The organism is Saccharicrinis carchari (genome assembly GCF_900182605.1).
Taxonomy (GTDB): Bacteria; Bacteroidota; Bacteroidia; order Bacteroidales; family Marinilabiliaceae; genus Saccharicrinis; species Saccharicrinis carchari.
Window position 1 is genome coordinate 81289 of record NZ_FXTB01000005.1, and the last position, 14222, is coordinate 95510.

7 protein-coding genes are annotated in these 14222 nt (G+C 41.3%); all 7 read left to right on the forward strand.

What is annotated here, in order from left to right; all coding sequences use genetic code 11:
* Positions 1 to 2 precede the first annotated feature (2 nt).
* Positions 3 to 1370, forward strand: coding sequence for an exodeoxyribonuclease VII large subunit (gene xseA, locus FN809_RS10765; protein ID WP_142533532.1), 1368 nt, complete (start codon positions 3 to 5; stop codon positions 1368 to 1370).
* A 407-nt stretch (positions 1371 to 1777) separates the two neighbouring features.
* Positions 1778 to 6043, forward strand: coding sequence for a hybrid sensor histidine kinase/response regulator transcription factor (locus FN809_RS10770; RefSeq protein ID WP_142533533.1), 4266 nt, complete (start codon positions 1778 to 1780; stop codon positions 6041 to 6043).
* Between the two features lie 477 nt (positions 6044 to 6520).
* A complete protein-coding gene (locus FN809_RS10775) occupies positions 6521 to 8053 on the forward strand; it encodes a T9SS type A sorting domain-containing protein (RefSeq protein WP_142533534.1) in 1533 nt (510 codons plus the stop codon).
* A 519-nt stretch (positions 8054 to 8572) separates the two neighbouring features.
* Entirely contained in the window at positions 8573 to 9562 is a 990-nt protein-coding gene (locus FN809_RS10780) for a GntR family transcriptional regulator (RefSeq protein ID WP_142533535.1), read from the forward strand.
* 95 nt (positions 9563 to 9657) lie between these two features.
* Positions 9658 to 11130 (forward strand): xylulokinase, encoded by a 1473-nt coding sequence (locus FN809_RS10785; protein ID WP_142533536.1) that lies wholly within the window; start codon positions 9658 to 9660, stop codon positions 11128 to 11130.
* Between the two features lie 186 nt (positions 11131 to 11316).
* Positions 11317 to 12633, forward strand: coding sequence for a xylose isomerase (gene xylA, locus FN809_RS10790; protein ID WP_142533537.1), 1317 nt, complete (start codon positions 11317 to 11319; stop codon positions 12631 to 12633).
* Between the two features lie 112 nt (positions 12634 to 12745).
* Entirely contained in the window at positions 12746 to 14131 is a 1386-nt protein-coding gene (gene xylE, locus FN809_RS10795) for a D-xylose transporter XylE (RefSeq protein ID WP_142533538.1), read from the forward strand.
* Positions 14132 to 14222 lie beyond the last annotated feature (91 nt).

Below are 14222 nucleotides of genomic sequence, written 5' to 3' on the forward strand. Positions count from 1 at the left end.
CCATGTCCGAATCCTCCTTGTCACTTTTTGAGCTCAACAAAAAAATAAAGGATACCATCCACAGCTCTTTTGCCGAAACCTATTGGGTTGTGGCAGAAATAAGCGAGGTGCGCGAGGTGCGTAACGGGCATTGTTATATGGAGCTGATTGAAAAAGACGAAAAAACGGAACAGATCATCGCCAAGTCGCGGGCTAATATTTGGGCTTATACCTATCGAATGCTAAAACCGTATTTTGTTTCGGCTACGGGGCAACACCTGGTTTCCGGTTTAAAAGTGATGGTGCGGGTAAGTATCGATTTTCAGGAGGTGTACGGCTTTAGCCTGAATGTGCGCGACATTGACCCCACTTATACCTTAGGCGATATGGCGCAAAAGAAACAGGCCATTCTTAACAAGTTAAGTGAGGAGGGTGTGGTGGATATGAACAAGGAGTTGGCAGTTCCGCCGGTACCACAGCGAATAGCTGTTATATCTTCGCCTACAGCAGCGGGATACGAAGATTTTTGTAATCAGCTTATTAATAATTCGCAAGGCTATAAGTTTTACATCAAGCTTTTTGCTGCCACCATGCAGGGCGAACGAACCGAACAGTCCGTTACTGCTGCCTTGGATAGAATCTATCAACATGAGAATTTTTTTGATGTGGTGGTTATTATCCGTGGAGGAGGTTCCACCTCCGATTTGATGTGTTTTGATAATTATTGGATAGCCTATAATATTGCGCAGTTTCCCTTGCCCGTTTTCTCCGGTATTGGCCATGAGCGGGACGAAACGGTGGTGGATAGGGTAGCGCATACCCGATTAAAAACGCCCACTGCTGTAGCTCAGCATATTATTGCATTGGTGGCCGATTTCGACAACAGGCTCAATTATTACAGTGAGGCGCTTCTGGATATCACCCGGGAAAAACTAGCCGATAAAAAATTGATTTTCGAAAGGGCGCACAACCGTTTAAAACCCCTTGTGCAGCACGCGCTCCTGATTCAAAAAAACCAGTTGAACCAACTTATGCGGCAACTGGGAAATTCATCAGATCGATTTTTGAGAGAACGAAAAAATAAGCTCAACCTAAGTACGCAGAGCCTTCAATCTGTATCAAACCGTGCCATTCGCCAACAGCAATATCAGTTAGATCAGATATCCACACGACTATCCGTACGCTTAAAACATTTTTTTAATCAACAGCAAGCGCGCCTGGAGTTAATGCAAAAAACCAATGAACTGGTAAACCCCATCAATATCCTCAAAAAAGGATACTCCATCACCACACTAAAAGGTAAAGTTTTAAAAGATGCGGGGCAACTTAAGCCGGGTGATGTGATTACCACCAAGCTGTGCAATGGGAAAGTGGACAGTAGGGTGGAATAGGCTGCAGTAGTAGTTATTGGGGTGGCGTTATTTACAAATAACAATAAGCATGAAATTAAACTTGCCACGTTTTTACCGATCAGATTTATTTCGGGATTTTTTTATTCCCTGTGAAAGCGTACCATAGTAAATAAAAACCCTTCATCCCACTATAAACATAAGAATGGAAATAAAATCGTCAGCAAAAGTTTACCAAAACCCAATGATATCTTACTCGAAGAATCATCGCGGGCAGGTCACGAAAAGGAAGCAGATGATCGTTATGCGGTTAAGCATGCTCCACCATGAATGTGAAGTAAAAGCTTCTGCATAGGCCTATTTACAAAGGTTTCGAGACCGGCAAGCTGCTCTTTTTTTTAAAATTTTAACAATTTCTGGTATATTGGTATCCTCAATCACTAAATACCATGGTTTCAAGTCATAAGATTTTGCGTTCTTTCACTCTCTTTTTGCTAATCTTTTTATCCTTAAAGGGTTGGGCTTCCAACAATTATAAGTTCGATTATTACTCGGTAAAACATGGATTAGCACACACTCATGTGCTTTCCATTTTTCAAGACTCAAAAGGATTTTTATGGTTTGGCACCTACGGAGGACTGCATCTATTTAATGGCTATACCTTTCAGATTTACACATCAAACCCTGGCGATACCAATTCTATATCCAACCATTCGGTTAATGTTATTTTTGAAGATGACGATGGATTTTTATGGTTCGGTACGGAGTGGGGTTTAAATAAATACGATAGAAAATCCGGAAAATTTACTCAGTTTTTACACGACGCAAATCAAATCAATTCAATAGCGCATAATACCATTAAAACAATTAATCAGGATTCGGCAGGTATTATGTGGATAGGTACATATGGAGGAGGCTTGCTTAGGTTTGATCCATATAATAACACGTTTCGGCAATTTAATTCGGAGCGTTTAGGTATAGTCAATAATGCGTTTGATAAAATTAATGCTGTAGTTGATAATGGTAACCATACTTTCTGGGTAGGTACCGAAGAGGGGGGGCTGTTCTTATTTGATGCACATAAAGCGCAAGTGAGTAAAAAATATTTTTCGCTTACAAATAACCAACAAAAGAACACCCTGGTTAATAGTTTACTAAAAGACAAAGAGGGAACTTTATGGGTAGGAACCTGGGATGAGGGATTTTTTAAATACCATAAGAGTACCGATAGTTTTATATATGTTACTTGTCATTCGGCAAACGAAACCAATCCAGATAAAGACAATATACGGGACATTGTTGAAGATAATTTAGGTAATTTATGGCTCGCTCATTTTGGCGCCGGACTAACGAAATATAATATACACAACAACTCGTACCAAAATTTCTATTACAATAAAAACGAAAAACATTCCCTTTCGCATAACTATGTGTGGAGTTTATTTATTGATAAAACGGATAATTTGTGGGCAGGAACTTTTGGCGGAGGGTTAAACAAACTTATACTTAACCAGTATCAAATACCCTTGTTGCAAATACCATCATCCTATTCAAGTCCTACTGATAATGATGGAATAAGTACCTTAATTGAAGATGTAAATGGGGTAGTGTGGTTAGGCACCCTGGGGGCGGGTGTTTTTCAATATAATTACCAAACCAACACCTATAAGCCTTTTAAAATATCGGAAAATAAAAGGGCGAATGCCGTAATAGATATTTTTGAAGACCGGGACAGTCAACTATGGTTTGGTACCGATTATGGACTCTACAAGGTGGATGCCTTAAGACAAAAAATTTATTCCTATAAGCACAATCCTAATGTGAAAAGTTCCATTAATGATGCTCCCATTTACCATATCTCGCAAGACTCAAAAGGTAATATTTGGCTGGGCACCTGGAATGGAGGTGTACAAATGCTTTCCTATTCCGAGAGTAAGAAAGAAGATACTGATTCGGCTAAGTTTGTTAAGTATATATACAGCGACACGGATAGCAATTCAATATCCAATAATATTGTGTATTCAATCTTTGAAGATAGTAGTGGCGATATTTGGATTGGCACCTCGCTGTTTTTAGAAAAGTTATCGAATAAAACGGGTAAAATTAGCAAGTTGCACAAGTTTGTTGTAGGATCAATGTATGAAGACGAAGATGGATTGTTATGGGTGGGTACATTAAGTGATGGGTTGTATACGCTAAATAAAGAGGGTACAATTGTAAATAATTATAAAAGCCTGGAAGACTTGCCATCAAAAACGTATAATGAGCTACCTGTTTCCAGTATATTAGGAATGATTGCAGATAGCAATGGGCAAATTTGGCTGACTACAAACAAAGGACTATCGAAATACAATAAAGAAACTTCGGTTTTTTCAAATTATGCCCTAGCCGACGATTTGCACCAAAATGCCTTGTCGTTAAATGCGATTACCCGATTTGCCTCGGGGGCAATCGCTGTGGGCGGTATCGATGGCTTCAATATAATATGGCCCAATAAATTAATGAGTAATCTTCCCACAAAGCCAGTGGTTTTTACCGATTTTAAAATCTATAACAAGTCTATTGTAAAAGACATTTCAAATAATAGTAACGCGAGAATTAGTACCCCTGCATCTGAAGTAACCGAGTTGCATTTATCTTATAAAGATAAAATGCTGCAAATAGAATTTGCCGCCTTGGAATATACATCTCCGCACCGAATTAATTATGCCTATAAGTTAGTCGGGTTTGATAAAAACTGGGTTAATGATATCTATGGTTTACGGCATGCAGCCTATTCAAATTTAAAGCCGGGGGAGTATACCTTTTTAGTGAAAGCAACAAATAGCAGAGGCAAGTGGGGTGAACAAGCTGCCAAACTAAAAATATTTATCAAACCTCCATATTGGCAAACCAATTGGTTTATTGCGATAATAATGGCTTTAGGGCTAATAATTGTTTTACTAATTACACAAATAAGAACGCAATCGCTCTACAAACAAAAAAAAGAACTGGAATTACAGGTAGAGGCAAAAACTTCGGAAATATTAAAACAAAACCAGGTATTGGCAAAAGCTAATTTGGCGTTAAAAAAACAAAAGGAAGAAGTGATTGAAAAAACAGAGGAGGCAAAACAGGCCAATGAGCTTAAGCTTCGTTTTTTTACCAGCATGTCGCATGAGTTCAAAACTCCATTAACGCTTATATTAGGTCCAATTGAACATTTAAAAGAAATGTTTAAGACCAGCCAGGAATCCAACTATTATCTTTCAGTTATTCAAAAAAATGCATTTCGCTTATTGCGGTTAATTAACGAAATACTCGACTTACGGAAAATTGATACTAAAAACCTTCAAGTGTATTGTATAAAAGCAGACTTGGTTCTTTTTATTCAAAATATTTTAAATGCGTTTAATGCATCGGCCAAAAAAAAAGCTGTACTAATTGAATTCCAGTGCAGTGTAAAAGAATATATTACATGGTTTGATCCTGGCAAAATGGAAATTGTTTTCTATAATTTAATTTCCAATGCACTCCATTTCACCCCTTCAGAGGGCAAAATAACAATTCATTTAAAAGTTAATGAAAATAAAAAGGAGTTGTATATTTCGGTAGCCGACACGGGTATTGGCATAAGTGCGGATAGTATACATAAAATCTTCGATAGGTTTTATCAAGCCCAGCTAAGTAGTTCTGCCGGATATAAAGGAACCGGAATAGGTTTATCGCTTACAAAAGAAATAATTGAAAGCTTAAATGGAAATATCACAGTTAACAGTATTCCCAATAGGGGCACACAGTTTGAAATAGTACTTCCCATTTTAAATAAAGAAGAAAATTCAACGGATTCTCCTTTTGTATTTAATAATTCGGCAGAATCGGAGCCTGATTTTCAAATAATTGATCAGCTGTTAAACGAATCAGAAGATTATCCTGCCCCGATAAATCAATCAATTCAAGATAAGGATGTAAAAGATAGGAGTAAGATATTACTGGTGGAAGATGATGAGGATTTGAGGATATATGTAAAGTCGTGTTTAATTAACGATTACATTATTCATGAAGCGTCAAACGGAGAAGAAGCCTTGGAATTAGCAAAAAACTTGCAGCCCAGCTTAATTATTAGTGATATTATGATGCCAATAATGGATGGTATTGAGTTGTGTAAGCGCATAAAAGAAGATTTTTTAACAAGCCATATTCCTGTAATTCTATTAAGCGCTAAAACAAGTATTGAATTGCAAATGGAAGGTTTTGAAACAGGAGCAGATGCCTTTATTCCAAAACCATTCAATAAAAAATACCTGATAACGCGCGTTAAAGCAATCATTGATTCACGACGAAAACTCCAGGAGCTGTTTTATTCAAAAGTAAACATGGAGCCGAAAGAAATTACCGTTACTTCAGTTGACGAATTGTTTATTGAAAAAGTGAAAAAAGCAATTGAAAACAATATGGATAATTCGGAATTTGGAGTAAGCGAATTGGTAAAGGAAATGGGTATGAGTAGAACTCTTTTGCATATGAAACTTAAAAAAATTACCAACTGCACTTCTAGTGAATTTATAAAAATCATGCGCCTTAAAAGAGCTTGCCAGTTATTAGAAAAGCGTACACATCGTATTTCTGAAATAGGCTATATGGTTGGTTTTAACGATCCGCATAGTTTTAGTAAAATATTTAAAAAACAGTTTGGTCTTACACCAACTCAATATGCCAATAAAGGCCTCAGTTAATATAATTGGCGGAAGCGAATCTTTTACTATACAACACCACAAAACAAGGTGCAGGCCAACCGTGCGCTTTCCGTCTCAAAAATACGGCTAGGATTAGCTACTCCATCGAGTATAACTGTACCACTTATTGAAGGTGATGAGTTGATAAAAATAGATTGCCTGGATAATATTCAGTAGCTCAATACGCTTAAAAAATCCAATTTAACTAACACCGGCTTACCTGGTAATTGTTGTGTAAATTCGCTGTAGCGGCAATAAGCCTCTTCTCTAATTAAAACCTATACACTGCCAAAGCGCTGTTTTTCAGTGCAAATTAATAAAGGCTTAAGGGACACCGATATTAATAAATCTGTTAGTGTGAACATCCTAACCACCTTTTTTTAACACAGGGACAAGCGTGTAATCTGCAGTGTAGCTACATTTGTACAGATAAAATCAACTATTGTTTTTTGTACAAACAAGAAAAAATAAATTTTTATGAAAAAAAACAGACTATTAATTTCAAAAATCACATTATCTATTTTTACATTTTTAATAGTAAATGTGTGTGCTTTCGGACAAACACCGGAAGGCGATTGGTATTTAAAATGGAATGACGAATTTGATGGAAACTCGTTAGATACCAACCATTGGAATGTTGAAGTTGGAAACCTCAACATAAACAATGAGCTGCAAACCTATACTGCCGATAGAGTAACGGTGGGCAATGGTCATTTAACATTATTTGCCTCTTATAATTTTCAGGAAAACAGGATAGAATCGGGGCGAATAAACTCAGCTAATAAAATAGTATGGGACGAAGGTTATACCGAAGCCAGAATTAAATTCGAAGACTGGGACTGGAATGGTAAAGATGCAACTTTTGCTGCATTCTGGTCGATGGGAGAAAGTTTTAATAATCCAAATGTAAGTGCCCATAATGTAAATGGGGGTTCGGCCTGGCCAAGTTGTGGAGAAATTGATATCATGGAAATGGTTCCCAACCACGACGCCATTTCTACCATCCATTACAACCCATCGCTCGATTATGATGGAGATGGAGATTCAGACGTTCAGAACTGGCCGCATAACTGGGTTTATCATACTGTTAGCAGGCCTGCTCCCGACTGGACACAGTGGCATACTTTCGGTTGTCAAAAAACAGATACCGAGCTTAAATTTTATTTAGATGGTGTGTATTACGGTTCTCACTATTTAGATGAAACAAGAAAAGAGTATCACCAACCCTTCTTTTATATTTTAAATGTTGCAATAGGGGGCGACTTGGCCGGCAATCCGCCTAACAATTATGACGTTTACGTAAAAATGCATGTTGATTATGTACGTTATTATAAACACGTATGGACTATTACATTAAAGGGTAGCAACAATAAATATGTAAGCTCGAACAATGGTTCCTCGGCAATGATGTGTGACAGAAACTCTGTTCAGGGCTGGGAAAAATTTGATGTTATTGATGTGGGTGACGGTAAAGTAGCTTTAAGAGGTACCAACGGAAAATATGTAAGCTCAAATAATGGTTCTTCGCCAATGATGTGCGACCGTACAAGCATTGGAGACTGGGAGAAATTTACTTTGGTTGATCTAGGGAACTACCAATTTGCCATAAAAGGAAGCAATGGAAAATACGTTAGCTCCGAAGGTGGTGGGTCGGCAATGATGTGTAACCGCTCAAACATTGGAGGATGGGAAGTTTTTACCTGGGGCGAAACTACCAAGTCGGCCAAAATTAGTGCTATTGATAATAATTTATTGCCTGATGAAAACAGTGAAGATTCATTGTCTGATATCACCGTGTTTCCGAACCCTGCAATAAACAAGCTTAATATTAATACGAAAGAAAAAAACTACACCTTATCACTATTTGATACCCAGGGGAAGCAAGTTTACAATGCATCTGCATTAAATGGCACAACGTCAATCAATGTAGAAAACTTAAATCCTGGATTGTATTTAGTAATAATAAATTCTGAAAACGGAACTCATACACAGCGAGTAGTAGTGAAATAGTGTTTCTTTTGCATTGAATGAATATATATCCGCTGGCTAATGTTGCTCTGCAATACCGGGGCAACACATAGGCCGGTAGATTACAATTTATTTGCATTTTATTGTACATAAGGCTTGAGTAATAGGCCTAATTTGTACTTTGCAAAAAAATAAAAAAGCGCTTAATGCCAACGGCTTAAGCGTTTTTTTATTTTTTGTGTTGGAAATTTCTGATCCGGCTAGAATTTTTATCTATTTGTAATGAGTTCAAATTCTCAAGTTACGGCACTTAAAATAAATAGGTCTCGATAAAATGGGTTCTGATATGCTGGTTAACCAAAAAGTTACGATGAGTATTTTTCATGATGCTTTCCAATTATACTTTCACATGTCTACAGCCATCTTCTTTAAAATAGAGCACTACACTAAACTGTTTTGTAGTTTTTTCTAACTATAATTATCCAAAGGTTAATATTTGATAAAATATACCCTATATTTGAACCTACCAATACAGAACAGTCTGTTTTTCAAATTTCTCACATGATAAAATTCGATATAAACCCTCAGAGTGAAATACCCAAGTACCAGCAGTTGGTGGATAATGTTGTGACCGCGCTCGCAAAAAACAAACTGCACCACGGGGACCAGTTACCTTCGGTAAACGCCATCTGCCGTGATAACAAGCTGTCGCGCGATACGGTTTTTAAAGCCTATGGGGAACTGAAGGACCGGGGCATAGTCGAGTCGGTCCCCAACAAAGGGTATTTCATCGCCAAGGAGGGGCGCAAGGTATTTTTATTTTTAGATACCTTTAAAGCTTATAAAGAAGTATTGTACGGAGAGTTCGTGAAAAACCTTGACAAGGACACCATTGCCGATGTTCATTTCCACCATTACAATATCCATCTGTTCAAAAAGCTGATAAGCGAGGCACACCATCGTTACAGTAAATATATCGTCATGCCTTTTGCAGATGAGCAAGTTGCCGGGGTTGTCAGCCAACTACCCCCCGACAAAACATTGATCATAGACTGGGACACGAACATCAAGAACTTCGGAAATAAACTCTACCAGGACTTTAGTGCACCCGTTTTGGACGTGCTGGAACAGGCCAACCACCTATTGGGCAGATACAAGCGTATGGTAATGGTTTACCCCGATTATACCTACCATCCCATTGTTACTGCTGAACGCTTTGAGGAGCATTGCAAAAAGTACAACTACAAACATATCCGTTTAGAAAAAGAGGAAGAACTAAACGTAAAAGCCGGCGATATGTACTTTAGCGTGAGCGACCGGATGCTGGGTCACATATTAGAGCAGTGCCGCGCAAAAAAACTGGAGCCCGGCACCGATGTTGGAATCTTATCATACAACGAAACCCCCATGAAAAAATTTATTTACAAAGGCATTTCCGTTATTTCCACCGACTTTAAGCTGATGGGACAGAAAGCCGCAGCGTTTGCCAGTGAGGACATAAGGATGGATTTTTGTGTGCCCACCAAATTATTTTTTCGGGAATCGTTGTAACAACCATTCTTTTTTATACATTTACACCCTACCAGACCAGAACGATATAATGTTGGTTGTTATGATTTAATCCTTATTTATTATTCTTTTATATTATGTATGCATTAGGATTCGACATCGGAAGCTCATCGGTTAAAGTAAGCTTACTGGATGTTAAAAGTGGCAAGGCACTCAATTCCGCTTTTTCCCCAAAAGAAGAAATGTCCATTTCAACGCCAAAAACCGATTGGGCGGAGCAGAACCCAATGGATTGGTGGATTAACCTAAAACTGGCCCTGGCCGATGTTATTGCAGCATCCAACATTGATAAAAAAAACATCAAGTCCATTGGTATCTCCTACCAGATGCACGGCTTGGTAATGGTGGATAAAAATGGAGAGGTATTGCGCCCGGCCATAATATGGTGCGACAGCCGGGCCATCGGATACGGCAATAAGGCATTTTGCGAAATAGGCAAGCAACATTGCCTTGGGCACATGCTCAACTCGCCGGGTAATTTTACGGCGTCGAAACTAAAGTGGATTAAGGAAAATGACCCCCACGTATATAAAGAGATTGATAAGATAATGCTTCCGGGCGATTATATAGCCTACAAGCTGACCGGCGACATTGCTACTACAGTAGGAGGCCTGTCCGAAGGCATTTTTTGGGACTTTAAAGTAAATGACGTATCGAAAGAACTTTTGGAGAACTATGGTTTTGACCGTGGCCTTATCCCCACAGTAGAAAAAACCTTTGGAGTGCAAGGGCTGTTAAGTGAATCAGCAGCAAAGGAACTTAATTTGGAAATGGGCACGCCCGTAGCGTACCGCGCCGGCGACCAGCCCAACAATGCACTCAGCCTAAACGTGCTTCAACCGGGCGAGGTAGCGGCCACCGCAGGCACTTCGGGCGTTGTTTATGGGGTAAGCGACCAGCTGCGCTACGATCCAAAATCACGCGTAAACACTTTTGCGCACGTCAACCACACCACTACCAAAAACCGCCTGGGGGTATTGCTCTGTATCAACGGAACCGGCATCCTTAACTCATGGTTGCACAAAAATGTGGCGCCGGGGCTCGATTATGAGCAAATGAACCACGAAGCCATGGCCGTTGAGCCCGCGAGTAAAGGTCTATTGGTCTATCCCTTTGGCAACGGGGCCGAGCGTGTGCTGGGCAACAGCAATCCCGGGGCCAGCGTAAAAAACCTCAATTTCAACCACCATGCCCGGGCGCACCTGTTGCGCGCTGCACAGGAAGGCATTGCATTTAGTTTTATGTACGGGATGGAGATAATGCAGCAATCGGGAATCGAGACCAAGGTGATAAAGGCAGGGAAAACCAACATGTTCCTGAGCCCGGTTTTCCGGCAGACCCTGGCCGATATTTCGGGCTCCACCATCGAATTGTACGAAACCGACGGTGCCCTGGGCGCCGCCCGTGGCGGAGCCTATGGGGCAGGTTTGTACGCCAGCCTGAAGGAAGCCTTCGCATCGCTGGAAAAGGTAGAGGTATGCAAGCCCCAAAAACAACATGTTGAAAAATTGAGCGAAGCCTATGGAAAGTGGAAAGCAGGATTGAAATAATTTTCATTACGAACCCCTTGCGCCACACTCGTACAAGCATTAATTTCAATCACTTGATATGTTTTTATAAAAGCTTGAAAATTAATGTTTCTACTAAGCTTCTTGCTTGATGTGCATGCGTTGATAATCTGGGATCTGTAAATAAGTCTATTATATCTTAAAACCTATTATTAAATCTTATAAAACATGGCAGCAAACAACGAATTTTTTCCGGGTATCGATAAGATCAGCTATGAGGGCAAAGAATCAAAAAACCCCTTGGCATTTAAATGGTACAATCCCGAACAAATGATTGCGGGTAAGACGATGAAAGAGCACATGCGCTTTGCGGTTGCCTACTGGCACACCTTCTGCGGCGATGGAGGCGACCCATTTGGTCCGGGCACCAAAGTCTTTCCATGGGATAAAGGGAGCGATGCGCTCGACAAAGCAAAATACAAGATGCAGGCGGCATTTGAATTCTTTACCAAGATAGGCGCCCCTTTCTATTGCTTCCACGATGTGGATGTGGTGGGCGACGGATCGGTATTTGAAATCGAGGAGCGCCTGGCCAAAATGATACCTATAGCGCAACAGTATCAAAAGGAAACCGGCGTTAAACTGCTTTGGGGCACAGCCAACGTATTCTCGAACCCGCGCTATATGAACGGCGCAGCTACCAACCCCGATTTTAACGTGCTTGCGCACGCAGGTGTACAGGTTAAAAATGCATTGGACGCCACCATCGCCCTGGGCGGACAGAATTATGTTTTCTGGGGCGGGCGCGAAGGTTACATGTCGTTATTGAATACCGATATGAAAGCCGAGAAAGAACACATGGCCCGATTCCTCACAATGGCGCGCGATTACGGACGGAGCAATGGTTTCAAGGGCAATTTCTTTATTGAGCCAAAACCGATGGAGCCATGCAAGCACCAGTACGATGTGGACGCCGAAACGGTGATCGGTTTTTTGCGCCATCACGGGCTGGACAAAGATTTTAAACTGAACGTGGAGGTAAATCACGCCACTTTGGCGCAGCATAGCTTCGAACACGAACTGCAATGCGCCGCCGATGCCGGCATGCTGGGAAGCATAGATGCTAACAAGGGCGATTACCAAAACGGGTGGGACACCGACGAGTTCCCCACCAATATAAACGAAACCGTGCTGGCCATGATGGTCATCCTCCAGGCAGGCGGTTTGCAGGGAGGCGGTATCAACTTCGACGCACGGACCCGTCGCAGCTCTACCGATCTGGAAGATATTTTCATAGCCCACATTTCGGGCATGGATACATTTGCGCGTGCGCTGACTGTTGCTCATGACATATTGAACAACAGCGAGTACCCAAAACTAAAAGCGGACAGGTACGCTTCGTTCGCGTCCGGCAAAGGAGCCGATTTTGCGGACGGGAAACTGTCCTTGGAAGATTTACGCAAAATTGCCAAGGAAGTGGGCGAACCCGCTATGACAAGTGGCAAGCAGGAACGTTACGAGCAACTCATCAACATGTACATTTAACCACTGCAGCAAAGCTCCCCGCTTTTTTCGCAATCAAACACGGGTTCGGTCGGGGAGCTTTATTTTATTCAACCCATTTATATTAGGCTAACACGCAAAAATCCATAAACAAATGAGACAGCAAAATATGGGCTATATCATGCTCCTAACATTGGTGGCCACCTTGGGGGGACTGCTTTTTGGGTATGATACCGCGGTTATATCCGGAGCCGAAAAATCCATCCAGGCCTTTTTGATCGAAGGCCTCAATTTAAGTTCGTTTGCACATGGGGCCACGGTTTCCAGTGCCCTGATAGGTTGTATCGCCGGTGGAGCCATATCCGGATTGCTGGCTTCGGGTATTGGCCGTAAAAACTCCTTGCTGGTGGCGGCCGTCCTGTTTTTTGTGTCGGCCCTGGGCTCCGGAAACCCCGAATTCCTTTTTTTTACCAAGGGCGAACCCACCATGGGTTTGTTGTACATGTTTAACTTTTACCGTGTCATCGGCGGCATAGGCGTCGGCCTGGCTTCAGCCATCAGTCCCATGTACATCAGCGAAATAGCCCCGGCCCACATGCGCGGCCGTTTGATATCCTTTAACCAGTTTGCCATCATCTTTGGGATGTTGGTGGTATATTTTGTCAACTGGAGCATCGCCAAAGGGCAAAGCATAGAATGGATTAACCAAATAGGCTGGCGTTACATGTTTATGTCGGAAGCCATACCGGCTGCAATTTTTGCCATTCTCCTGATATTTGTGCCCGAAACGCCCCGCTACCTGGCCATGCAAGGGCATAACGATAAAGCGTTAAATATATTGGAGCGTATCAACGGTGCCGAAGTAGCTAAAAAAATACTTGGCGACATTAAAGTCACGCTGGCCAGCACGTCTTCGTCCAGGATATTCGCTTATGGAAAAAAGGTGATCGTCATCGGAATTCTTCTATCGGTATTCCAGCAATTTGTGGGCATTAACGTAGCCTTATATTATGCGCCCCGCATTTTCGAGAGCATGGGTGCGGCCAAAGATGCCTCCATGCTGCAGACCATTGTTATGGGCTTGGTAAACGTGGTGTTTACCGTGGTGGCCATTTTAACGGTGGACAGATGGGGCCGCAAACCTTTGTTGATAACGGGATCCATAGGTATGGCCATTGGTATGGTTGCCATTGCCATGCTGTCGTTTTTTAAGGTGATAGGCATCAGCACGCTGGTGTTCATTATTATTTACACCGCTTCGTTTATGATGAGCTGGGGACCCATCTGCTGGGTACTCATAGGGGAGATATTCCCCAATAAAATCAGGGGTAGGGCAATTGCCATTGCCGTGGCCACGCAGTGGGCCGCCAATTATTTTATCTCGTCCACCTATCCGGCCATGATGGAGTTCAGTGGAGGCGGTACTTATTTGTTCTACGGTGCAATGAGCATCCTCTCGGCTCTATTTGTTTGGAAAATGGTGCCCGAAACAAAAGGGAAATCATTGGAAGAAATGGAAAAGGTGATAGAGAAGTTATAGAGGGATTGCTACAGAGCTACTGAAATTCAACAGTACAATTTATTAACAAACATTACTCAAGCGGACATGAAAATAAAAATAGGAATTCTTG

Coding starts and splice junctions, on each gene's coding strand:
- xseA (WP_142533532.1), top strand. CDS start 3: ATGTCCGAATCCTCCTTGTCACTTTTTGAGCTCAACAAAAAAATAAAG.
- FN809_RS10775 (WP_142533534.1), top strand. CDS start 6,521: ATGAAAAAAAACAGACTATTAATTTCAAAAATCACATTATCTATTTTT.
- xylE (WP_142533538.1), top strand. CDS start 12,746: ATGAGACAGCAAAATATGGGCTATATCATGCTCCTAACATTGGTGGCC.
- FN809_RS10770 (WP_142533533.1), top strand. CDS start 1,778: ATGGTTTCAAGTCATAAGATTTTGCGTTCTTTCACTCTCTTTTTGCTA.
- xylA (WP_142533537.1), top strand. CDS start 11,317: ATGGCAGCAAACAACGAATTTTTTCCGGGTATCGATAAGATCAGCTAT.
- FN809_RS10785 (WP_142533536.1), top strand. CDS start 9,658: ATGTATGCATTAGGATTCGACATCGGAAGCTCATCGGTTAAAGTAAGC.
- FN809_RS10780 (WP_142533535.1), top strand. CDS start 8,573: ATGATAAAATTCGATATAAACCCTCAGAGTGAAATACCCAAGTACCAG.